This window comes from Nocardia sp. CDC160 (assembly GCF_035818795.1).
GTDB lineage: Bacteria > Actinomycetota > Actinomycetes > Mycobacteriales > Mycobacteriaceae > Nocardia.
Map to the genome: position 1 here is coordinate 230,841 of NZ_JAYKYT010000001.1, position 20,851 is coordinate 251,691.

General features: G+C 68.3%; 21 protein-coding genes. 9 read left to right on the forward strand and 12 right to left on the reverse strand.

All coding sequences use genetic code 11. The features are described from left to right. Positions 1 to 122 precede the first annotated feature (122 nt). Complete coding sequence (gene guaA, locus VMT40_RS01115) at positions 123 to 1,706, reverse strand: glutamine-hydrolyzing GMP synthase (protein ID WP_326356119.1); 1,584 nt, start codon at positions 1,704 to 1,706, stop codon at positions 123 to 125. A 469-nt stretch (positions 1,707 to 2,175) separates the two neighbouring features. On the opposite strand from guaA, the gene VMT40_RS01120 reads away from it, so the two are divergent. After that, the gene (locus VMT40_RS01120) at positions 2,176 to 2,994 is read left to right on the forward strand and encodes an alpha/beta fold hydrolase (protein WP_326356120.1); all 819 of its coding nucleotides are present in this window, start codon (positions 2,176 to 2,178) and stop codon (positions 2,992 to 2,994) included. A 233-nt stretch (positions 2,995 to 3,227) separates the two neighbouring features. Here the strand turns inward: VMT40_RS01120 and VMT40_RS01125 are convergent, their stop codons facing one another. Next, positions 3,228 to 4,361, reverse strand: a complete 1,134-nt coding sequence (locus VMT40_RS01125; protein ID WP_326356121.1) for a GuaB3 family IMP dehydrogenase-related protein — start codon at positions 4,359 to 4,361, stop codon at positions 3,228 to 3,230. 80 nt (positions 4,362 to 4,441) lie between these two features. After that, positions 4,442 to 5,986, reverse strand: coding sequence for an IMP dehydrogenase (gene guaB, locus VMT40_RS01130; RefSeq protein WP_326356122.1), 1,545 nt, complete (start codon positions 5,984 to 5,986; stop codon positions 4,442 to 4,444). A 322-nt stretch (positions 5,987 to 6,308) separates the two neighbouring features. Here guaB and VMT40_RS01135 point away from each other — a divergent pair, with 322 nt between their 5' ends. Continuing rightward, positions 6,309 to 6,722 (forward strand): DUF5319 domain-containing protein, encoded by a 414-nt coding sequence (locus VMT40_RS01135; RefSeq protein WP_029923780.1) that lies wholly within the window; start codon positions 6,309 to 6,311, stop codon positions 6,720 to 6,722. 129 nt (positions 6,723 to 6,851) lie between these two features. On the opposite strand, the gene VMT40_RS01140 is transcribed toward VMT40_RS01135, so the two are convergent. The 3 genes from VMT40_RS01140 to VMT40_RS01150 all read right to left on the reverse strand — a co-directional run bounded on the left by VMT40_RS01140 (position 6,852) and on the right by VMT40_RS01150 (position 9,639). Continuing rightward, a complete protein-coding gene (locus VMT40_RS01140; RefSeq protein ID WP_326356123.1) occupies positions 6,852 to 7,970 on the reverse strand; it encodes an anti-sigma-D factor RsdA in 1,119 nt (372 codons plus the stop codon). Next, positions 7,963 to 8,544: a sigma-70 family RNA polymerase sigma factor gene (locus tag VMT40_RS01145; protein ID WP_326309418.1), complete on the reverse strand. Its 582-nt coding sequence runs from the start codon at positions 8,542 to 8,544 to the stop codon at positions 7,963 to 7,965. Before VMT40_RS01145 ends, VMT40_RS01140 begins: the two co-directional genes overlap by 8 nt. 159 nt (positions 8,545 to 8,703) lie before the next feature. Next, on the reverse strand, positions 8,704 to 9,639 hold the full coding sequence (locus VMT40_RS01150) for a hypothetical protein (protein ID WP_326356124.1): 936 nt from the start codon (positions 9,637 to 9,639) through the stop codon (positions 8,704 to 8,706). A gap of 609 nt (positions 9,640 to 10,248) precedes the next feature. Between VMT40_RS01150 and VMT40_RS01155 the strand changes: the two genes are divergently transcribed. From VMT40_RS01155 to VMT40_RS01180, 6 genes are all read left to right on the forward strand, one after another. Continuing rightward, positions 10,249 to 10,542 carry a WhiB family transcriptional regulator gene (locus VMT40_RS01155; RefSeq protein ID WP_326309420.1) on the forward strand — a complete coding sequence of 98 codons (294 nt, stop codon included), beginning with the start codon at positions 10,249 to 10,251 and terminating at the stop codon, positions 10,540 to 10,542. 485 nt (positions 10,543 to 11,027) lie between these two features. Further along, on the forward strand, positions 11,028 to 11,603 hold the full coding sequence (locus tag VMT40_RS01160) for a sigma-70 family RNA polymerase sigma factor (RefSeq protein ID WP_326356125.1): 576 nt from the start codon (positions 11,028 to 11,030) through the stop codon (positions 11,601 to 11,603). 1 nt (position 11,604) lies between these two features. Next, positions 11,605 to 11,913 (forward strand): RskA family anti-sigma factor, encoded by a 309-nt coding sequence (locus tag VMT40_RS01165; protein ID WP_326356126.1) that lies wholly within the window; start codon positions 11,605 to 11,607, stop codon positions 11,911 to 11,913. A gap of 244 nt (positions 11,914 to 12,157) precedes the next feature. Beyond that, positions 12,158 to 12,361, forward strand: a complete 204-nt coding sequence (locus VMT40_RS01170; protein ID WP_326356127.1) for a hypothetical protein — start codon at positions 12,158 to 12,160, stop codon at positions 12,359 to 12,361. A gap of 36 nt (positions 12,362 to 12,397) precedes the next feature. Further along, positions 12,398 to 12,586, forward strand: coding sequence for a hypothetical protein (locus tag VMT40_RS01175; protein WP_326356128.1), 189 nt, complete (start codon positions 12,398 to 12,400; stop codon positions 12,584 to 12,586). 166 nt (positions 12,587 to 12,752) lie between these two features. Beyond that, a complete protein-coding gene (locus VMT40_RS01180) occupies positions 12,753 to 13,733 on the forward strand; it encodes a hypothetical protein (protein WP_326356129.1) in 981 nt (326 codons plus the stop codon). 95 nt (positions 13,734 to 13,828) lie between these two features. Here the strand turns inward: VMT40_RS01180 and groL are convergent, their stop codons facing one another. Next, positions 13,829 to 15,439: a chaperonin GroEL gene (gene groL / locus VMT40_RS01185; protein WP_326356130.1), complete on the reverse strand. Its 1,611-nt coding sequence runs from the start codon at positions 15,437 to 15,439 to the stop codon at positions 13,829 to 13,831. A 137-nt stretch (positions 15,440 to 15,576) separates the two neighbouring features. Further along, on the reverse strand, positions 15,577 to 15,879 hold the full coding sequence (gene groES / locus VMT40_RS01190; protein WP_033086015.1) for a co-chaperone GroES: 303 nt from the start codon (positions 15,877 to 15,879) through the stop codon (positions 15,577 to 15,579). A 635-nt stretch (positions 15,880 to 16,514) separates the two neighbouring features. Here groES and VMT40_RS01195 point away from each other — a divergent pair. Continuing rightward, positions 16,515 to 17,960: an Hsp70 family protein gene (locus VMT40_RS01195; RefSeq protein ID WP_326356131.1), complete on the forward strand. Its 1,446-nt coding sequence runs from the start codon at positions 16,515 to 16,517 to the stop codon at positions 17,958 to 17,960. Between the two features lie 69 nt (positions 17,961 to 18,029). Here the strand turns inward: VMT40_RS01195 and tsaD are convergent, their stop codons facing one another. The 4 genes from tsaD to tsaE all read right to left on the reverse strand — a co-directional run bounded on the left by tsaD (position 18,030) and on the right by tsaE (position 20,832). Next, positions 18,030 to 19,061, reverse strand: a complete 1,032-nt coding sequence (gene tsaD / locus VMT40_RS01200; RefSeq protein ID WP_326356132.1) for a tRNA (adenosine(37)-N6)-threonylcarbamoyltransferase complex transferase subunit TsaD — start codon at positions 19,059 to 19,061, stop codon at positions 18,030 to 18,032. Continuing rightward, entirely contained in the window at positions 19,058 to 19,582 is a 525-nt protein-coding gene (gene rimI / locus VMT40_RS01205) for a ribosomal protein S18-alanine N-acetyltransferase (protein ID WP_326356133.1), read from the reverse strand. Before rimI ends, tsaD begins: the two co-directional genes overlap by 4 nt. After that, positions 19,579 to 20,286, reverse strand: coding sequence for a tRNA (adenosine(37)-N6)-threonylcarbamoyltransferase complex dimerization subunit type 1 TsaB (gene tsaB / locus VMT40_RS01210; RefSeq protein WP_326356134.1), 708 nt, complete (start codon positions 20,284 to 20,286; stop codon positions 19,579 to 19,581). The genes rimI and tsaB overlap by 4 nt, the downstream gene beginning before the upstream one ends. Before the next feature lie 114 nt (positions 20,287 to 20,400). Next, complete coding sequence (gene tsaE / locus VMT40_RS01215; protein WP_326357155.1) at positions 20,401 to 20,832, reverse strand: tRNA (adenosine(37)-N6)-threonylcarbamoyltransferase complex ATPase subunit type 1 TsaE; 432 nt, start codon at positions 20,830 to 20,832, stop codon at positions 20,401 to 20,403. Positions 20,833 to 20,851: the final 19 nt, after the last annotated feature.

Consider the following 20,851-nt stretch of genomic DNA (forward strand, 5'->3'; position numbering starts at 1 on the left):
CGACCGCGCTGTCCCTTCCCCTCGCCGGGACAGCGCACCCCCTTCCCGGAACTGCCCTTCCGAGAAGGCCGAAGGCCCCGCACCTTTCAAGGTGCGGGGCCTTCAACGTGTCCGGGGGAACCTTATTCCCATTCGATGGTCCCCGGCGGCTTGCTCGTCACGTCGAGCACCACGCGGTTGACCTCCGCCACCTCATTGGTGATGCGGGTGGAGATGCGCTCGAGCACGTCGTAGGGCAGGCGGGCCCAGTCGGCGGTCATGGCGTCCTCGGAGGACACCGGGCGCAGCACGATCGGGTGGCCGTAGGTGCGGCCGTCGCCCTGCACGCCGACGCTGCGAACGTCGGCCAGCAGCACCACCGGGCACTGCCAGATCGACTTGTCCAAACCGGCGGCCGTAAGCTCCTCGCGCGCAATGGCATCCGCCTGCCGCAGCAGTTCCAGCCGATCGCGGGTGACCTCGCCGATAATGCGGATGGCCAGACCCGGGCCCGGGAACGGCTGGCGCGCAACGATTTCCTCGGGCAGACCCAGCTCGCGGCCGACCGCGCGCACCTCGTCCTTGAACAGCAGCCGCAGCGGCTCGACCAGAGCGAACTCCAGATCGTCCGGCAGACCGCCGACATTGTGATGCGACTTGATGTTCGCGGTACCGGCACCGCCGCCGGACTCGACCACGTCCGGGTACAGCGTGCCCTGGACCAGGAACTCGACCTTCGGCGCGGAGCCCGCGTCGGAATCGCCCTCCGACCGCACCACCTCGGAGACCGCGTCCTCGAACGACCGGATGAACTCCCGGCCGATGATCTTGCGCTTCTCCTCCGGATCGGTGACGCCCTTCAGCTCACCGAGGAACTTGTCGACCGCGTCGACGGTGACCAGCTTGGCCCCGGTCGCGGCGACGAAATCCCGCTGCACCTGCTCGCGCTCGCCCGCGCGCAGCAGACCGTGATCGACGAACACACAGGTCAGGCGGTCGCCAATGGCCCGCTGCACCAGCGCGGCCGCGACCGCGGAGTCCACGCCGCCGGACAGACCGCAGATGGCGTGGCCGTCCCCGACCTGCTCGCGTACCTGGGCGATCAGCGCGTCGGCGATATTGGCGGGCGTCCACGCGCCCGGAATCCCGGCGATCTCGTGCAGAAACCGACTCAACACCTGCTGGCCGTGCGGCGAGTGCAGCACCTCCGGGTGGTACTGCACACCCGCGAGCTTGCGCGCCCGATCCTCGAACGCCGCGACCGGCGCGCCCGCGGAGGTCGCGGTCACCTCGAAGCCCTTCGGCGCGTCGGTGACGGCGTCGCCGTGGCTCATCCACACCGGCTGCCGGGTGGGCAGGCCGCCGTGCAGGATGCCGCCGTCGACGCTCAGCTCGGTGCGGCCGTATTCGCGAGTCCCGGTGTGCGCCACCGTGCCACCCAGCGCCTGCGCCATGGCCTGGAAGCCGTAGCAGATGCCGAAGACCGGCAGCTCGAGATCGAACAGCCGCGCGTCCAGCTGCGGCGCGCCCTCGGCGTACACGCTGCTCGGTCCGCCGGAGAGAATCACCGCGAGGGGGTTCTTCTCCGCGATCTCCTCCACGGTGATCGTGTGCGGAACCACTTCGGAATACACGCTCGCTTCGCGCACCCGGCGCGCGATCAGCTGCGCGTACTGCGCGCCGAAGTCGACGACAAGGACTGGTCGCTGGGTTTCTGCCACCGCCACAGTCTACGGAGAGACATGGGACACACTGACCATGGCTCCCCGAGCTCGCACGGGTGCCCAGCGGTCAACGGCTCTCAGCCGCCCGCTAAAGGCTCGGGGAGGCGGAATGGACCTCCACTCCGGGCCGGTGATTCGCCGCGGCCTCGGAAGCGGTTGCCGTCCGGCCCGGAAGTGGTGGCATCGGGACGGTATTCGCGTCGCCCGGCCGTCGGATAGGGACTTCCGGCCCCGATTGCGACAGCCCTCCGACAGCTACCGCCGCCTCCCGGCATAACAGAGAGACCGGTCCCCACGCATCCGCGAAATCATTCGGGCCACACCGTAGTCCCGCCCCGCGCGCGACGATAGGGTCCGCGACCCTCGGGCCGTGGGGAATTCGACCCCGCGCATCGGGGCCGAGCGACACCCCCTGGGGCACTGGGCCGCAAAGCCCGCCGGTTTGTCACAGGTGCTCGCTATCCTCTACCTCGTGCCATTCGCCCGTGCGATCGATGCCGAGATCCACTACGAGGACAGCGGGGGCGAGGGTCCGGTGGTGTTGCTGGGGCACGAATTCCTCATGGACCGAACGATGTTCGCGTCGCAACAGGCGGCGCTGACTCCGGAGTTCCGGATCGTGACCTGGGACGCGCGCGGGCACGGCCGCACCCGTGACGAGGGGCTGCCGTTCACGTACTGGACCTCCGCCCGGGACGCGCTGACCGTACTGGATCAACTCGGCGTGGAACGCGCCGTGGTGGGCGGGATTTCGCAGGGCGGCTTCATCGCGTTGCGCACCGCGCTGCTGGCCCCCGACCGCGTCGCCGCCCTCGTCCTGCTCAGCAGCGAAGCGCACGAACCCACGCCCGTCGAACTCACCAATGCCCGGAAATTCCTGGACAAATGGTACGAGGACGCCCCTCGCCCCGCCCTCGCCGAATACCTCGCCCGCTGGCTCATCGGCGATGACGACTGGTACCGCGCCGTCTGGGTGAAGCGCTGGCTGGCCCGCGACCCCAACGCCACCGAGGTGGCCGCCGGAGCCCTCCTCAACCGCGACTCCCTCCTGGACCGACTACCCGAAATCACCTGCCCCACTTTGGTCATCCACCCCACTCGCTCCGGCGTCCCCCGCGCCCACGCCCGCGAACTGGCCGACCGCCTCCCCGACTCCCGCTACGTCGAAATCGAAGGCGCCCGCCAAACGGTGAACATGACCCACCCGGTCGCGGTGAACACCGCCATCCGGGAATTCCTCCGCGACCAAGCCATTTCGCGCCCGATCATCCAGCCCGGCCTCCGCCGCTGAGGCCCGACCGCGCTCCCCGTTACCCACTGGCGCGCCCACTCGTCATTCCGTTGCGCGTTGGCCGGAATCCACCCGGCGGCTATGGATCTCGGCCAAGAGCATGCCGGGATGACGAAGGAGGCTGCTCCTCAGGCACACCGGGGCCGCCAGAAATGATTCGCGCCCTTGCACACTCACCCGAGTGCGCAAGGGCGCGATGTCTGCGTCCGCTCATGACGGACGGTCGACGTCAACTATGCGCGGACGTTCAGGCCGACCTTCTGGAATTCCTTGAGGTCGCAGTAGCCGGTCTTGGCCATCGAACGGCGCAGGCCGCCAACGAGGTTCAGCGAGCCGAACGGGTCGTTGGAGGGGCCGTTGAGGACCTGGGAGAGCGGGACGCGCTCCTCCTCGATGGCGTAGGGCAGCACCGCGCCGCGCGGCACCGAGGGGTGCGCGGCGGCCGAGGGCCAGTACCAGCCGTTGCCGGGGGTCTCCTGCGCCATGGCCAGCGGCACGCCCAGCATGACCGCGTCCGCGCCGCAGGCGATGGCCTTGGCGATGTGGCCGGAGGTCAGGGTCTCGCCGTCGGCGATGACGTGCACGTAGCGCCCGCCGGTCTCGTCCAGGTAGTCGCGGCGCGCGGCCGCGGCGTCGGCGATGGCGGTGGCCATGGGCACCCCGATGCCGAGCACCTCACCGGTGGTGGTCGCGCCCTGCATGGAGCCGTAGCCGACGATGACGCCCGCCGCGCCGGTGCGCATCAGGTGCAGCGCGGTGCGGTGATCGGACACGCCGCCCGCGACCACCGGCACATCCAGCTCGGCGATGAAGGTCTTGAGGTTCAACGGTTCTCCGTCGCCGACATGCTCGGCGGAGATGATGGTGCCGTGCACGACCAGCAGGTCGATGCCCGCCTGCACGAGCGCCGGGGTCAGCGTCCGCGCGTTCTGCGGGCTGACCCGCACCGCGGTGGTGACACCGGCCGCGCGCACCTGCGCGACCGCGGCGGCCAGCAGATCCGGCTGCATGGGCGCGGCGTGCAGTTCCTGCAGCAGCGCCACCGCCGCCTCGGTGCCCTGCTTCTCGCCGACCTCGGTGAGCTGCTGGATCTTGGCGTCCACATCGGCGTGCCGGGCCCACAGCCCCTCACCGTTGATGACGCCCAGGCCACCGGCCTTGCCGAGTTCGATGGCGAACGACGGCGACACCAGCGCGTCGGTCGGATGCGCCAGGAAGGGGATTTCGAAGCGGTAGGCGTCCAGCTGCCAGGCCAGCGACACCTGCTTGGACGAGCGGGTCCGCCGCGAGGGCACGATGTCGATATCGTCCAGCTCGTAGGTGCGCCGAGCCGTCCGGCCCATGCCGATCTCGACCATATCGCGCATCGTTGTTCATTCCTCTCTGAGTTCGATTGCCAGACATGACAAAACCGGTCCGCGGCCATGCGCGAACCGGTTGAGTCCGGCTACGAACGGGTGGTGTAGTTGGGAGCCTCGACGGTCATGGTGATGTCGTGCGGGTGCGACTCCTTCAGGCCCGCCGCCGTGATCTGCACGAACTGGGCCGCCTGCAGATCCGGAATGGTCTGCGCGCCGGTGTAACCCATGGCCGCGCGGAGACCGCCGACCAGCTGGTGGATCACCTGGTCCAGCGGGCCGCGGAACGGCACCCGGCCCTCGATGCCCTCGGGCACCAGCTTCTTCTCCGACAGCACGTCGTCCTGGAAGTAGCGGTCCTTGGAGTAGGACTTGGCCTCGCCACGACCCTGCATGGCGCCCAGCGAACCCATGCCGCGGTAGCTCTTGAACTGCTTGCCGCCCACCAGGATCAGATCGCCCGGCGACTCGGCGGTACCCGCCAGCAGCGAACCCAGCATGACGGTCGACGCACCGGCCGCGATGGCCTTGGCGATGTCACCGGAGTACTGCACGCCGCCGTCGGCGATGACCGGCACACCGTGCGGCTTGCACGCCGCGGTGGCCTCCAGGATCGCGGTGATCTGCGGCGCGCCGACACCGGCGACCACGCGGGTGGTGCAGATGGAGCCGGGGCCCACACCCACTTTCACCGCGTCCACGCCCGCCTCGACCAGTGCCAGCGCACCCGCGCGGGTGGCGACATTGCCGCCGACGATCTGCACGCGATCGCCGACCTCGGCCTTGACCTTCGACACCATCTGCAGCACACCCGACTGGTGACCGTGCGCGGTGTCCACGATGAGCACGTCCACGCCGACCTCGGCCAGCGTCATGGCCCGGTTCCAGGCGTCCTCGCCGACACCCACGGCCGCGCCGACCAGCAGTCGACCGTCGCGGTCCTTGGTGGCGTTCGGGTACTGCTCGGTCTTGACGAAGTCCTTGACGGTGATGAGCCCGCGCAGCTTGCCGGAGCCGTCCACGATCGGCAGCTTCTCGATCTTGTGGCGGCGCAGCAGCCCCAGCGCGGCCTCGGCGGTGACGCCCTCCTGGGCGGTGATCAGCGGTGCCGGGGTCATCACCTCGGCGACCTTGCGGTCCTGATCGACCTCGAAGCGCATGTCGCGGTTGGTGATGATGCCGATCAGAATGCCGCGGTCGTCGACGACCGGCAGACCGGAGATGCGGAAGCGCGCGCACATGGCGTCGACCTCGGCGAGGGTGTCGTCGGGGCGACAGGTCACCGGATCGGTCACCATGCCCGCCTCGGACCGCTTCACCGTCTCGGCCTGCGCGGCCTGCGCCTCGATCGACAGATTGCGGTGCAGCACACCCATACCGCCCGCGCGGGCCATGGCGATGGCCATGCGCGCCTCGGTCACGGTGTCCATCGCGGAACTTACCAGCGGGGTGCGCAGCGAGATCTCACGGGTCAGCTTGCTCGAGGTGTCGACGGAGCTCGGAATCAGATCCGAGGCCGCGGGCAGCAACAGCACATCGTCGAAGGTGAGGCCGAGCATGGCGATCTTGTTGGGATCGTCGCCGCCCGTATGGGGGCGGCCATCGTTACGTTCGCCCGTCACGGGACTGCTCATTCGGATCGACCCCTCCTGGCCTCGGCATCGTCCCCCGGACCGGGCACCGGCGGACGCGTTGATGAATGGCAATGCCGGCGTTTGCTACCCGGCCTTTGGTCAACCATGGTATCGGTCGCGGGATTCCCCACCGCACCCCGCCCGACCTCGCGTCAGCGGGGCTGACAGCGCGGTATCGCGGGCCACAACCGCTGCGGTTTGTCGGCTATGCCATTAGTGTGTCGACTGCCACGACATCACTGTGTGCTGCGCCACCAGCGAAGTGAGGGCAAATCCCCTTCAGCGCTGGCGCACAAGGGGTGGTTCTGCGTACCGTGGGACTGTGCGTGACCATCTACCACCTGGCTTGCCGCCGGATCCATTCGCCGGAGACCCCTCCGACCCGTCGGCCGCGCTCGATGCCATCGAGCCGGGGGAACCGCTGGATCCTCACGAGCGCCTAGCGGTCGAAGAGGATCTCGCCGACCTCGCGGTATATGAGGCACTGCTGGCCCACCGCGGCATCCGCGGCCTGGTGGTCAGCTGCGAGGACTGTCGACAGGACCATTACCACGATTGGGACATGTTGCGCGCCAACCTCCTCCAGCTACTGGTGGACGGCACGGTGCGCCCGCACGAGCCCGCCTACGACCCGACCCCCGAGGCGTACGTCACCTGGGATTACTGTCGCGGTTACGCGGACGCCTCGATGAACGAGGCGCTGCACGGCGACGGATTCGACGGGTTCGACGTCTGATCCGCCACCCGATTCCACGAGAAGGGCCTGCATCCTCGGATGCAGGCCCTTCTTCGTTGAGCTCTTCGTGAACCCTCATGCCTTCACGAAAAACCGACCGCCAGTAGACGATCGGATACAGCTGTCGATCTAGTGCGTCGGTCCGGGAGCCGGTGGCACCACCGCGCCGCCGGTCGGCAGGACCAACGTGGTCGGGACGACCGGTGCGCCCGTGGGCTTCTCGATCGTCGCCGGTTGGGTCGGCGGCGTGGCGCCACCGGTGGGGACACCGGTCGGCACCACGGCGGTCGTGGTGCCGGGGGCGGTCGGCGGGGTCGCCGGTTCACTCGGCTCCGAAGACGGTTGCACCGGAACAGTCGTCACCGGCGGCTGGGTGGGCAGCGTCGAAACGCCGCCGCCCGTAGTCGGATTCGGCTCGGTGTCGGGATTGGTCCCGAGCACCCGGGGATCGACCGTGGTGGACGAGCCGCCACCGGTGGTCGGATTCACCGGCGGCACCGGGTTGTTCGGCGTGGTCGTCACCACCGGCACCTTGGTGGTGGTCGGCGCCAGCGTCGCCAGCGATTCCGCGACGGTCGGCGCCACCTGCTGCAGCTGCGTGAACAGCTGCTGCCAACGATCGTTCAGCGTGTCCTTCTTGGACGAGTCGTTGACCTGGGAGGCATTGTCGGCCGCCTTCTCCAGCGCCTTCTTCGCCTCTTCCGGCTTGTCCTCCGCCAAGAGCTGCTTCGCCTGCGCCAGACTGTCGTCCGCGCGGGAAACCACCGTGGACTGCGCCTGCTCGCTGAACACGACCTCCTTCATCCGCCAGAGCGGATCGCCGGGGCTCGCGTTGTAGGAGAACGCCGTCAGGCCGCCGAGGATCAGCGCTGCAGCCGCCGCAGCACCCAAAAGAGGGCGCACCAGCCGTAGTCGCCCCCGGTTCGACGCTCCGATCCGGGCCTGCCGCGCGCCGATCTCCTGATTGACCGCCGCGACAATGGCATCCAAATCCGGTCCGGCCGGAAGCGGCTCGGCCATGATTTCCGCTCGCCAATCGGCCAGCAGGGCCGCGAGCTGATATTCCTCCGAGGTGCCCGTCTGCACGGGACCGTCGCCGGAGATGGCGTCGATCAGCGCATCGTCGCGGCGTACCGCGGCGATGTCCACCGGTCCGGTATCACCGGCCGCCTCGGCGTAGGGACCGCTGTTCTGCGATCCAGGTCGCGCCTTCCAGTCACCCCGACCGCGCTCGCCATCCCTAGCCATACATTTCACCTGCCCTCGCCACTTGAGACTTGAGTTTCGCGAGTGCCCGGTGCTGGGCCACTCGTATAGCACCCGCCGTACTGCCCACGGCGACTGCGGTTTCTTCAGCCGACAAACCCATGACCAAGCGCAGGATCAGGATCTCTCGATGCTTTTCCGGCAAAGTCGCCAACAGAGCGTTCATCTGTCGGCTCGTTTCGGATTCGAGAGCGCGCTGCTCCGGCCCCTGGTCGGTGGATATGACATCAGGTACTTCGGCCATGGCGTCCGCCTTGTTACGGGCGGAATTTCGATGGGCGTCCGCGACCTTGTGCGAGGCGATGCCGTAGACGAAAGCCATGAACGGCCGACCCTGATCCTGGTAGCGGGGAAGGGCGGTCATCACGGCCAGACAGACCTCCTGCGCGACGTCGTCTGCGGAGAGCTGGCCGCGTTCGGCCGTTCCGATACGGGCGCGGCAGTACCGCACCACGAGCGGGCGGATGCTCTCCAGTACCTGGGAAAGGGCCGCCCGGTCGCCCTGCGCTGCGGCAGCGACGACAGCGGGATCCAACTCCTCACCCGTGTTGTTCATCGTCAGAGCTGTTCCTGGCGTTTGTTCAAGTGGCACGGCGGCGGGAGGGCCGGTGCTTCCGCGGAGGGGCGGAACGGTCCAACAATAGCGGCTGACGCATTCATGCCAGGCGTTACGGGGTCCTTCTCGGGGACGATTCAGGGACTTCCCGGTAAGGGCTCAGGGATGCCCGAGAACCTCGCTCGCCGAACGCAATCGCCCACCGCGAGCGGCCAGCAACCGCGCGCACTCGGCGGCGAGTTCGGCTGCGTCACCGGCGGGTTCGAGCCCCGAGCGGAGCATGGCGCAGGCCCAGCGCAGCGGCAGTAGTTCGTGTGCGCGGCAGGCGTGCTCGACTTCGGTTGCGAGAGCGCGGGATCGGTCGAGATCGCCGACGGCGGCACTGGCGGCCGCCAGCAGTAGCCGGGATTTCACTCGATGCCGCAGGGAGGGCGAGTATTCCGCGAGCGAGACGGCGGCCCGCGCGTGCGCCAGGGCGGGATCGGCGTCGGCGTGCAGGGGACTTTGCGCGGGGTCGGCGGCGGGCGCGGAGATCAAACCGGAGCCGGGGGCCGACAGCGCCGTCTCGGCAGCCACCCAGTGCAGGCGGACACGCGGACGCCAGGCGGCCTCGACGCCCGCCAGATGAATGTCGAGATAACTCTGGCAACGATTCAGCAGCCGGGCGGCAAGCGCCGGGCGCAAGGTGCCGAGGGCGTCGGCAGCGAGTCCGGTCAACGCATCGCAAACCGCTTCCGCCCGGCGCACTTCGGCCGCCGTCGCGACCGGGCCGGGAGTGTGGTCGCGAAGGGACGGCAGCACGAGGGCGGCGGCGCGGCCATCCACGACAGCGGCGTGAGTGTGCCAGCCGAGCTGGCGCAGCAGGGAGCCCTCGGTGCTGTGGGTCAGCGACAGCAGCGCCGGATCGGTGGTGGCGCGGCGGGCGCGGGCGAGTTCGGTGCGCGCGGCGGCGTAGTGCCCGACGGCGCCGAGCGCGACGGCCCGCAGCCAGGATTCGTGCGGATCGCCCGGTGTGGGCAACCCGATGGCAGCGCGTTCCGGCGCGGAGCCGAAGGCGGCGTCGGCGAGTTCGGAGTTCACTTCGAGCACAGGCACAGCCGCACTCTAACCAGCGCGGGGGCAAGTGAGGGCAGCTGCCATATCACAGTCCGTCAGCAACCCCTCAGCATTCGCAAGCGCCTTTGTGTTTCCACTCCGTAAATCTGTTCTCGCTATCGCCTAGCACGCCCGTTAGGAATTCGTATAGCGTTTCGCGCTATTAACCTGAGCGCCTCGAAGCGGCCACTTCTACCGTACTCAGCGCCGGATGTCCAATGGCTGAGATCACTCTGATCGCGATGCTTGCATAGATCGCGCGACAGGTATTGAAGCTCGAAAATCCATTGCTACCAGGCATTTTGACGAGTCCGATGGGCTATCACAGGTTGGTCACGGAGCTGGGCAACCGATCAGTATCACCACAGCGGGGCGGATTTGTAAATAGCGAGGATGTTAATTCTCTAATGTCCCAGTATTCGGCTCGAGTCGAATGAAGCTATTGACTCGATTTCGTTGTCCGACCTAACGTACGACATCGCCATCGTCGGCGTCGCGTTGAATTGCGACTCCGGCGAAGTGCGATCGCCGGGCCACGGCGATGCGGCCACCTGTTTGCCACCAGCACCGCTCGACAATGCCGACGAGCTCGCACCAAGAGGAGTTCACATGCCTATGCCGACCCACCTCCCCGGTCCGAACGCCGACGTATGGGATTGGCAAATGCGCGGATCTTGCCGCGGCCAGGACTCGTCGGTCTTCTTTCATCCCGACGGCGAACGCGGCCGCGCCCGGGCGCAGCGCGAAATGCGCGCCAAAGAGGTCTGCAAGTCCTGCCCGGTACTGCTGCAGTGCCGTTCGCACGCCCTGAAGGTCAGTGAGCCGTACGGCATCTGGGGCGGTATGTCCGAGACCGAGCGCGAGCTACACGCCCGCCGCAATCGCCGCCGCGTCGTCGCCTGAGCCAACCCCCCTTGACGCGAATCCGGACGGGTCCGATTCGATACCGGCGGTTCGCCTTCCACTCTTGGGGCCACGTGCTCACGGGCCCCGGGAGTGGGCCGGGCGCGAGGGCGAGCAAACCCGTGTGACCGATGTTCACCAGCGGTGTCGCTGATGCGGGCGGCGGGGTGAGCTCGAGATTTTTCCCATCCGCGGGTGCGGGCGTGCCGAATGTCTAGCAAACAACCGGCACCGTTCGGCGGGGGTCGGTGGTTGCCGATGCGTCACGGCGTGTCCTTCACGTCACGATTGCGGCGTTTCGGTGCAAAACGGAAAACTGCTGTGCCACAGTCGCTTTGCCGATACCCCCACCCGAGAGGAGGTCATAGCGGCACGCTACCCTCGTGGCCGATGACACAGAACGGAGCGTTGTGACAACGCGGCCGCCTGCCGCAGAGGGCGACTCGTTCCAGAGTTCGAGGGACGGTCGGGTGGGAGCACCCAGCGTGGACTCTGCGGTGACGGCGCGCGCAGCCGAAAGTCTCGAACTCGCCGCACTACTCGAACGTTGTGGCCGGTCCGATCAGCAGGCATTCGCCGAGCTGTACGACCGCACCAGCGCGCGAGTCTTCGGCCTGGTCCTACGCGTGCTACACGATCCGGGATACGCGGAGGAGACGACCCAGGAGGTCTACCTCCAGATATGGCGCACGGCAGCCAATTTCGATCCGGCCAAGGGCTCGGCGGTCACCTGGTTGATGACGCTGGCCCATAGACGCGCGGTCGACAGAGTCCGTGCCGAGCAGGCGCACGCCTTGCGCGAAGTCGCCTACGGCACCAGCACTCTCGGTAACGAATTCGATGAAGTCACCGAAGAAGTCGGACGACGGCTGGAGCAGCAGGCTGTCCTGGCGGGCCTGGCCACGTTGACGGAGACGCAGCGCGAAGCCATCTCCCTCGCCTACTTCGGTGGGCGGACATATGCCGAGGTAGCGGCCTACCTGGGCGTAGGGTTACCTACCGTTAAGTCCCGTATACGGGATGGACTGACACGACTCAAGAAAAGTTTGGGAGTGACGTGAGATGAACGAAAGCCAGATCGATCTCGCGCACACTGTCGCGCTCGGATCGATCGGCGACGAAGATCAGCGCGCAGTGGCGGATATTTTGGATACCGACGAGCCGGTACTGCGCGCCGCCTTCACCCAGGAAGTGCAGCAGACCCGAGAGGCGCTCGCCCTGGCCGCGTCGACGGTGGCAGTGTCGCCACCGCCCGCCCTCCGCGACCGCCTTCTCGCCGCGATAGCTACAGACCAGGCCCCGCCGAGCACGATTCACCACCCGCACCTCCACCACGGAAACGGCCGCTCCAGCCAAACCGTCCGGGACTAGCCACCTTTCGGTATTCAAGGACAAGCCCCGAAAAAGCACCGAGCAAGCCCTCCGAGCCCGCAAGGGCCTCGTCGTGCGCCCTCAATCCAGGTCGCCCGACCGGTTTTACTTGCCCCCTTCGCCTCGGTTGCCCCCTTTGCCCCGCCCCCTCGCCGGTAACGCACGGCCAAATCCGGACGATTCACCCAGCAGACCCCTTGCGCGCCATGCCCATTCATGACGCCCCGCGAACGGACCGTCCGGCATGCGTTTCCCCGCCTCCGCATTCGACCGCAGCCGCGCCGCACTCGGTGTAGCGGCCGCGCTCGCCCTGGTCTTCGCGGGCCTCCACGTCCTGGACGCAGCCGAGGCCGACTCGCCTAGCACCGCCCATCTCTCCCCGCTGACACTGCCGGTGGTCATCAAGCCTCTGACCCCCACCCCACCGCTGCCGTCGCCTACGCGCTGACGCCCGTCACCTCCCACCCCCGAACGGATGATCGGCATGCTCCGCACGTACATTCGCTTCGCACTCGGCGGGCTCGCCGCTCTCGCTCTCATTCTCGGCGGCCTGGCGGCCTATATTGCCACCGACCACACCCCCACCAACGGCCCACCGGCGATCCCCCTCCCGCCAGTCTCCGAACACCTGGGCCCGAACTGGCTGACCCCGACCCCCACCCCCGATCACTGATCAAGATCAGGGAGCTCACATTGCGGAGATTCGGGCATTTTTCACGGTGAGAGCTCCTTGGTCTTGATGCGGTCGCGGTCGGAGGGGTGGCGGGTGGTTGGAGCTGGGCGGATGGTGGGGCTGGTAGCGTGCGATGGGTGGGATCGGTTCGGGGGTAAGGACTTTCATGGGATTGCGGGCGTTGGGTGAGTTCGTGCGGGGGCGGACGAGTGATGCTGAGATCGAGTCGTTCGTGTCGGGGGCGGGGGTGTTGCTGCCGGAGGCGGTGCGGGAGGAGATTGCCGCGGTGCAGGCGGGGGGTAGCGCGGCGGAGTTGACGGCCGGGGTGGTGTCGCTGCGGAATTTGATGCCCGGGGGCGATCTGTTTCATTCGGGGTTGTTGGCGTTGCTGTGCGGGACCATGGTGGAGCGCGGGGCGGATTCGGGGGCGGCCATCGATGCGACGCTGGAATTGCTGGTCGAGCAGTTGGAGGGGTTGGCGGAGAAGCCGGATGAGTTGACGCGGGCGGCGGGGCGGTTGAGTCTTCCGGCGGCCATGACGATGCTCAGCCGGTCGAAGGAGACCCGCAAGCGGTGGCGGGGGCGGGCGGAGATCATGGATCGGCTCGACGAGCTGGAGGAGGACGAGCTCGTGCCGTGGTGGCTGCGCGAGATGTTCACCCTGCACGACGATGTCGATCTGCTCGTGTTGGACCCGAAGAATCGGCGCGCCTTCGAGTTTCGGCTGATCGGGGTGCGCGATCGGCTCTACCACTGTTACGCGCTGCTCCAGGACGCCCTGCTGCGCCATGCCGGGCCCGGTTACCTCGACGCCGAACCCGTTGACCCGCAAGCGGTCCGCTACGCCCGCAACGACCACCTCACCCCCGCCGAGCACGCCGCCGCCGCGACCCTCATGGATCATCAGCGGTTCAATTTCGCCTATCCCGGCGTCGCCTTCATGCCCGGGTCGGGGTCGCCGGAGGAGCTCCCGGTGCTCGACGGCAAACCGCTGCTCACCGTGGCCCCCAAGGGAATTCATTTCAATTGGCGACCGTCGAACATGTACGGGGTCCTGCACGAGGCGCTCGAATCCTCGGTCGAATTGAACCGCGAATTCACCTCCTCCGAGGCGGAATCCCTGTTGACCCGTTGCGGCCTGCTCTGACCCGTCCCCGAAACGACGCTGCCCCCGGACGGAATCCCGTCCGGGGGCAGCGTTTTCAGCCTCGAGCTACCTCAGTGTTTCACTGTGGAGCTACCTCAGTGCGAGTGCCCGTGGTGGTCGTGACCGGCGGCCTCCTCGACCGGCTTGTCGACGACCGCCGACTCGGTGGTGAGCACCATGCGCGCCACCGAGGTGGCGTTCTCCACGGCCGAGCGGGTGACCTTGACCGGGTCGATGACGCCCTCGGTGACCAGATCGCCGTAGCTCAGGGTGGCGGCGTTGAAGCCGTCCTTGCCCTCGGTGACCTTGGAGACCACGACCGCACCGTCCACGCCCGCATTGCTGGCGATCCAGAACAGCGGGGCCAGCAGCGCCTGGCGCACGACCTCGACGCCGACCGCCTCGTCGCCGGAGAGCGAGTCGCGCAGCTCGTTGAGCTTCGCGGCCGCCTGCACCAGGGCGGTGCCGCCGCCGGGCACGATGCCCTCGGCGACCGCGGCCTTGGCGGAGGACACGGCGTCCTCGACGCGGTACTTGCGCTCCTTGAGCTCGGTCTCGGTGGCCGCGCCGACCTTGATGACGGCGACGCCACCGGCCAGCTTGGCCAGGCGCTCTTCCAGCTTCTCGCGGTCCCAGTCGGAGTCGGTGGTCTCGATCTCCTTGCGCAGCTGGGCGACTCGCGCGTCGATGTCGGCCTGCGAGCCCGCGCCCTCGACGATGGTGGTGTCGTCCTTGCCGACCACGACGCGGCGGGCCTTGCCCAGCACGTCCAGGCCGGACTCGCGCAGCGTGATGCCCAGGTCGGGGTTGACCACGGTGCCGCCGGTGACGATGGCCAGGTCGTCCAGGAACGCCTTGCGGCGGTCACCGAAGAACGGGGCCTTCACGGCGACGACCTTGAGGGTCTTGCGAATCGCGTTGACCACCAGGGTGGACAGCGCCTCGCCGTCGACGTCCTCGGCGATGATCAGCACCGGCTTGCCGGACTCGGCGATCTTCTCCAGCAGCGGCAGCAGGTCCGGCAGCGAGGAGATCTTCTCGCGGTTGAGCAGCACCCAGGCGTCCTCCAGGACCGCCTGCATGGTCTCGGCGTCGGTCACGAAGTAGGGCGACAGGTAGCCCTTGTCGAACTGCACGCCCTCGGTGATGGCGACCTCGGTCTGCAGACCCGAGGACTCCTCGATGGTGACGACGCCGTCCTTGCCGACCTTGGTCAGCGCCTCGGCGACCAGCGCGCCGATCTCCTCGTCGCGCGAGGACACGGTGGCGACCTGCGCGATGGCCTTCTCGCCGTTGACCGGGGTCGCGGCCTCGTGCAGGGCGGCGGCGACGGCCTCGGCGGCCTTGCCCATGCCCTTGCCCAGGGTCATCGGGTTCGCGCCCGCGGCAATGTTCTTCAGGCCGCCCTTGATGAGGGCCTGCGCCAGCACGGTGGCGGTGGTGGTGCCGTCACCCGCGACGTCGTTGGTCTTGGTGGCGACGCTCTTGACCAGCTGCGCGCCCAGGTTCTCGAACGGGTCCTCGAGGTCGATGTCGCGGGCGATGGTGACACCGTCGTTGGTGACGGTCGGGCCACCGAAGGCCTTGGCCAGCACCACGTGTCGACCGCGCGGGCCGAGGGTGACCTTGACGGCGTCGGCGAGCTTGTCGACGCCGCGCTCCATCGCCCGACGAGCCTTCTCGTCGAACTCGATCTGCTTTGGCATTTACCTACTCCTGTGTGTCCGGAAGGCGGGGGCTTCTCCCCCGAACCCCCGAATGAGTTGGGACGGAACGCACTCCGCCCCGGGTCGGTAGCTGTATGACCAGCGGCTCGACGCCGGGGCGGAAACGGGTGCGTCCCTTACTTGGTGACGACAGCGAGCAGGTCGCGAGCCGACAGGATCAGGTACTCGGAACCGTTGTACTTGATCTCGGTGCCGCCGTACTTGCTGTAGATGACGACGTCGCCTTCCTTGACGTCGAGCGGGATGCGCTTCTCGCCGTCCTCGTCCCACCGGCCGGGGCCGACGGCGATGACGGTGCCCTCCTGGGGCTTCTCCTTCGCCGTGTCAGGGATGACCAGACCGGAGGCGGTGGTGGTTTCGGCCTCGTTGGCCTGGACGAGGATCTTGTCCTCGAGCGGCTTGATGTTCACGCTCGCCACGTTGAGCCCTCCACTTTCAGGGGATTCTTCTCGTCCGGGGCTGTTCCCCGAACGCACGGTTTCGGTCATGTGTGACCCCTGCGCAATAAGCCCCGTCGTCGCGGGTGCCGGGACCCCTGCGTAGTAGTCATTAGCTGGCACCTCAGCACTAGCCCAGTGCCACCTAGCACTCTATACACGTGAGTGCCAGCGCTCAAGGCCGGGCACTGCTACCCGCAACCCACCGTTACCTGTAACGGCGCTGGACAGCGCGGTAACGCCGCTGGACAGCGCGACTCGCCGACACGACGGCCCGGGAATCTGAGGTCTTCCAAAGAAATCCGAAAATCTGTAACGTTCGGATAACGGAATGTGACACCATTGACGACGGCCGCGCGGCAAGACCTAATCGGTTGTGTCACGCGCGCCGTCGAGAGTTACACAACTGCTTCACCCCGCTAACCGCGCGGCCATCCTGCGCGCGGGCTCGAGAAGAGAGCAAGACCGCAAGTGATCAGTGGCAGGTCCGCATGCCCCATCGGGCACGCCCCCGCCGTGATCCGTAGCTCGGAACCGCCTAAAACCCCTTGGGCGCGTCCGGAGTCCGTTCGAGATGGTCGTCTCCACCCGGACCATCCGCTCGAAGGGAGGTGAACATGCGAACATCCCTCGGCATCTCCGCCGGGAGCGAGGTGGTGTGCTCGGCGACGGTCGCCACCGCGCCCAACGGCGCCCAGAACTTCGATTACCGGGTCGTCACGGCCGATACCGCCCACTCCGACCTCGGTGACCTGGTGGCGTCCTCCATCGAGTTGATGACCACCCAGATTCCCCGCGAGGCCGTGCATCCGGTCGGCGCCCACCCGGTCGCCCGGACCGCCGGCCACCACGAGCACGACACCGCCGCGCCCGGCGACATCGCGGTCGCCTACCGGGACCGGGAACAGGCCCAGATCATTCGTTCGGCGATCGGTCGGCAACGCCACGGTGTGCATCTCATCCCCGAGAGCACCGCGGCGCTGGCGTATCTGCGGCACACCGGACTGCTGGATCGGTGGGACACGGTCGCGGTCATCGATATCGGGGCCACCGGCACCACGGTCACGGTCGCCGATCACGCCGACGACACCGTGCTGCGCTCCGAGCGCACGACGGCCATCAGCGGCAACGCCATCGACGAGCTGATCCTGCAGCACCTGCTGGACTGCCACCTGTCGCGTCGCGGCATCCGACCCAACCGCGGCATCCTGCTCAACCGTTCCCGGGCCGCCAAGGAGCATCTGTCGGTGGTTCCGGCGGTCACCATCGACCATGTGGCCGGGCAGCCGCTCAAGCTCACCCGGGTGGATTTCGAGGAGATCGTCGCCGACCTGCTACGCGAGCTGGCGGTGTTCGCGCGCGGGGTGTTCGCGCGGGCCCCGAAGTTCCCGGAGGCGGTCGCGGTGATCGGCGGCGGGGCGAACGTGCCGATCATGGTGGTGGGGCTGGAGCGCCAGCTCGACGTGCCGGTGGTGACCGTGCCGGAGCCGGAGGCGGCGATCGCCAAGGGTGCTGCGCTGGTGGCGGATTCGAGCTCGCCGAGCGCGTTCCCGGTGATCGGGCTGGGGTCGGACGCGCCAATCGGGACCTTCACCAAGCTGGCGGGCACGCTGGCCGGGGCGATCGTGGTGGTCGGGCTGATCATCGGGTACGGCGTCAAGGAATTCGTGGTGCCCGAGCCGCAGAACACCCACTACTCGCCGTCGACCACCGGCCCGCAGCAACCGGTTTCGCCGACCACGCCGTCGAACGGTCCGTCCAACGGGTCGACCAGCCCGAGCGGCAATCGCAGCACCGCCCCGGTGGCCCCGCCCCAAACCGGTTCGGCCACGGGCGTTCCCACCATCCCGTCGTCCACCGCACAGCAGCCCCCGCTGCGGCCGGATCCGGACCTACCGCAGATTCCGTTCCCGGCCGACCTGCCCCGCATCCTCGGCCCGCTGCTCGGCACGACCTTGCCGCCCACCCAATCCGAGCCGCACGTCTCGCCCTCACCGCGCACCAACTCGAATTCCGGTTCGGGGGCCGGTGGCACCGCCACCCTGGTCCGACCGACCGACTAGCTGCAACGAAGACCTACTCGCCGCGACCGGAGCACAGACTCCCGGTCGCGGTCGCGTTTCCGGGGTGTTCTACAGGCGGCTGGTGGAGACCGGGAGGCCCGGGTCGGTGGCGACGGTCAGGGCGGAAGGTTTTGCGCCGCCCGCGATCACGTGCGCGCCCAGGGTGGCGATCATGACGCCGTTGTCGGTGCACAGGCGCGGCTTGGGGACGCGCAGGGTGATTCCCGCGGCGGCACAGCGCTCCTCGGCCATGGAGCGAATGCGGGAGTTGGCGGTCGCGCCGCCACCGAGGACCAGGGTGTCGACGCCGATGTCCTGGGCGGCGCGCACGGCCTTCATGGTGAGCACGTCCGCCACGGACTCCTGGAAGGAGGCGGCGATATCCGGGATGGGCAGTTCGCGGCCTTCGCGTTGCGCCGCTTCGACATAGCGGGCGACCGCGGTCTTGAGGCCCGAGAAGGAGAAGTCGTAGCGCGGATCGCGGGGACCGGTCATGCCGCGCGGGAAGGCGATGGCGTGCGGATCACCGTCGGCGGCAATGGCATCCAGCACCGGGCCGCCCGGGTAGCCGAGACCGAGCAGGCGGGCCACCTTGTCGAAGGCCTCGCCCGCGGCATCGTCGACCGTGCTGCCCAACTCGACGATGGGCTGGGCCAGATCGGTGACCTGCAGCAGATGGGTGTGGCCGCCGGAGACCAGCAGCGCGATGGCGGGCGGCATCGGGCCGTGTTCGAGGGTGTCCACGGCCACGTGCCCGCCCAGGTGGTTGAGCGCGTAGAACGGGATATCCCAGGCCGCCGCATAGGCTTTGGCCGCCGCGACGCCGACCAGCAGGGCACCGGCCAGACCCGGGCCGATGGTGACGGCCAGCGCGTCGGGCTTGCTGATCCCGGCCGCGGCCAGCGCCCGGCGCATGGCGGGCACGATGGCCTCGAGGTGTGCGCGCGAGGCGATTTCGGGCACCACGCCGCCGAAGCGGGCGTGCTGGTCCACGCTGGAGGCGACCTCGTCGGCGAGCAATTCGCAAGTGCCGTCCGGCAATCGGCGCACGATGCCGACTCCCGTTTCGTCGCAGGAGCTTTCGATACCCATGACGATCATGACGAGACCTCGGCGTCGGTGGTGAATCCGTCCTGCGGACGGTGCTTGAACAAAGAACCGGCCATGGCCGGACGCCGCATGGTGTAGGCGTCGGCCCCGCTGGGCTGGTAGTAGTTCTTGCGCAAGCCGATGATGTGGAAGCCGTGCTTCTCGTACAGCGTGATGGCGGGCGCGTTGTCGGTGCGGACCTCGAGGAAGACCGGTCCGCCGCGCTTTCCGGCCTCCAGCAGCAGCGCCTCCAGCAGCAGCGTGCCGATGCCGCGACGGTGATCCGCGGGGTCGACGCCGATGGTGTGCACCTCGGCCTCGGGGTGTTCATCGGTGCCGAGCAAGGCGATTCCGGCGTAGCCGACCATGCGGCCCGACGCGTCGCGCGCGGTGATGTAGCGGTTGTGCGGTCCGGCCAGCTCCGAGAGGAACGAAACCTCGTGCCAGGGATCGTCCTCCGGGAAGAGCACCTGTTCGAGTTCGGCGCAGCGGGTGACGTCGGCGGGCCGCATCGGTTCGATGCGGATGGTCATCGGCCCACCTGCGCATAACTCTTCTCCACCGCGTCGGGGCGGCGCAGATACAGCGGGACCAGCGGTTCGGGAACGGCACCGGCGAGAATGTCGGCGGCGGCGCAGCGCACCAGCCCCTCCGGGGAGGGCGTCTCGACCGGCAGCACCGGCAGGTCGAAATAGTCGACGTGCGAGGCGGATCCGGCGATCAGGGTGGCGGCGGCCTGATCCAGATCGGCGGGCTTGCTCACCTGCGGACCCTCGACGCGCGCCAGCGTCATGCCGTCGGTGGCGCGGTAGCGCGCCCAGTACACCTCGCGGCGGCGGGCGTCGGTGACCACGAGCAGTTCGGTCGGCTCGGAGCTCTCGCGCAGGTAGCTCTCGGTGTCGGCGGCAATGGCGTCGAGGCTGCACACCCCGTACACCGGCACCCCGAGCGCGTCGCCGAAGGCGGCCCCGGTGGCCATGCCGACGCGCAGTCCGGTGAACGGTCCCGGCCCGATACCGGCCACGACCGCCGCGATATCGGCACGGGAGCGCCCGGATTCGGCGAGGCAGGCCAGAATCTGCGGGGTCAGCACCTCGTTGTGCGCGCGAGCGTCCACGGTCACCTTGGCGGTGATCGTGGTGATGCGCGGTGCGTTCGACCCGGATTGCGCCGGTTCCAGTTCCACCAGTCCCGCTGTGACGGCGGGGGTCGCGGTGTCGACAGCCAATATCAGCATGATTGTCTTTACGATACCGGGTGGTACAGCCCACTCGGCGCGGTGTCTGCCTGCGGGAACTTACTCGCGAATCAGATCCGGTGCGGTGCGCCGATCAGTGCCTATCGGTACCACTCAATTCGCGGCGACCCACTCCCATTCGGCGGTGCGCACATCCGACTCCGCCTCCCGGCGCAACTGCACGCGCAGGTGGCGGTCGGCCAGGTGTTCGGCCACGCCCAGACCCCATTCCACCACCACGACCGCGTGGTCGAGATCGGTGTCCAGATCGAGGGCGTCGAGCTCGTCGAGATCGCCGCCGAGGCGGTAGGCGTCCACGTGCACCAGGGCCACCGCGCCCGGATGGGCTCCGGCGCGATGCTGGCGGGCAATGATGAAAGTCGGTGAGCTGACCCGTCCTTCGACGCCCAGCCCCGCCGCGATGCCCCGGGTCAGCGCGGTCTTGCCCGCGCCGAGGGGGCCGTCGAGGATGACCAGATCCCCGGCCTGCAGCTGTTGGGCGAGTTCGCGGCCGAGCGCCTCGGTGTCCTCGACCGTGGCGAGCATGCGGTGCTCTGCTGTGCTG

Bases quoted from the DNA above. Each gene is read 5' to 3' on its own strand.
- VMT40_RS01155 (WP_326309420.1), top strand. From the start codon at position 10,249: ATGCCTATGCCGACCCACCTCCCCGGTCCGAACGCCGACGTATGGGAT.
- VMT40_RS01175 (WP_326356128.1), top strand. From the start codon at position 12,398: ATGCTCCGCACGTACATTCGCTTCGCACTCGGCGGGCTCGCCGCTCTC.
- VMT40_RS01145 (WP_326309418.1), bottom strand. From the start codon at position 8,544: ATGAACAACACGGGTGAGGAGTTGGATCCCGCTGTCGTCGCTGCCGCA.
- tsaD (WP_326356132.1), bottom strand. From the start codon at position 19,061: ATGATCGTCATGGGTATCGAAAGCTCCTGCGACGAAACGGGAGTCGGC.
- tsaB (WP_326356134.1), bottom strand. From the start codon at position 20,286: ATGCTGATATTGGCTGTCGACACCGCGACCCCCGCCGTCACAGCGGGA.
- tsaE (WP_326357155.1), bottom strand. From the start codon at position 20,832: ATGCTCGCCACGGTCGAGGACACCGAGGCGCTCGGCCGCGAACTCGCC.
- VMT40_RS01195 (WP_326356131.1), top strand. From the start codon at position 16,515: ATGCGAACATCCCTCGGCATCTCCGCCGGGAGCGAGGTGGTGTGCTCG.
- VMT40_RS01180 (WP_326356129.1), top strand. From the start codon at position 12,753: ATGGGATTGCGGGCGTTGGGTGAGTTCGTGCGGGGGCGGACGAGTGAT.
- VMT40_RS01125 (WP_326356121.1), bottom strand. From the start codon at position 4,361: ATGCGCGATATGGTCGAGATCGGCATGGGCCGGACGGCTCGGCGCACC.
- VMT40_RS01140 (WP_326356123.1), bottom strand. From the start codon at position 7,970: ATGGCTAGGGATGGCGAGCGCGGTCGGGGTGACTGGAAGGCGCGACCT.
- guaB (WP_326356122.1), bottom strand. From the start codon at position 5,986: ATGAGCAGTCCCGTGACGGGCGAACGTAACGATGGCCGCCCCCATACG.
- groL (WP_326356130.1), bottom strand. From the start codon at position 15,439: ATGCCAAAGCAGATCGAGTTCGACGAGAAGGCTCGTCGGGCGATGGAG.
- VMT40_RS01170 (WP_326356127.1), top strand. From the start codon at position 12,158: ATGCGTTTCCCCGCCTCCGCATTCGACCGCAGCCGCGCCGCACTCGGT.
- rimI (WP_326356133.1), bottom strand. From the start codon at position 19,582: ATGACCATCCGCATCGAACCGATGCGGCCCGCCGACGTCACCCGCTGC.
- VMT40_RS01165 (WP_326356126.1), top strand. From the start codon at position 11,605: ATGAACGAAAGCCAGATCGATCTCGCGCACACTGTCGCGCTCGGATCG.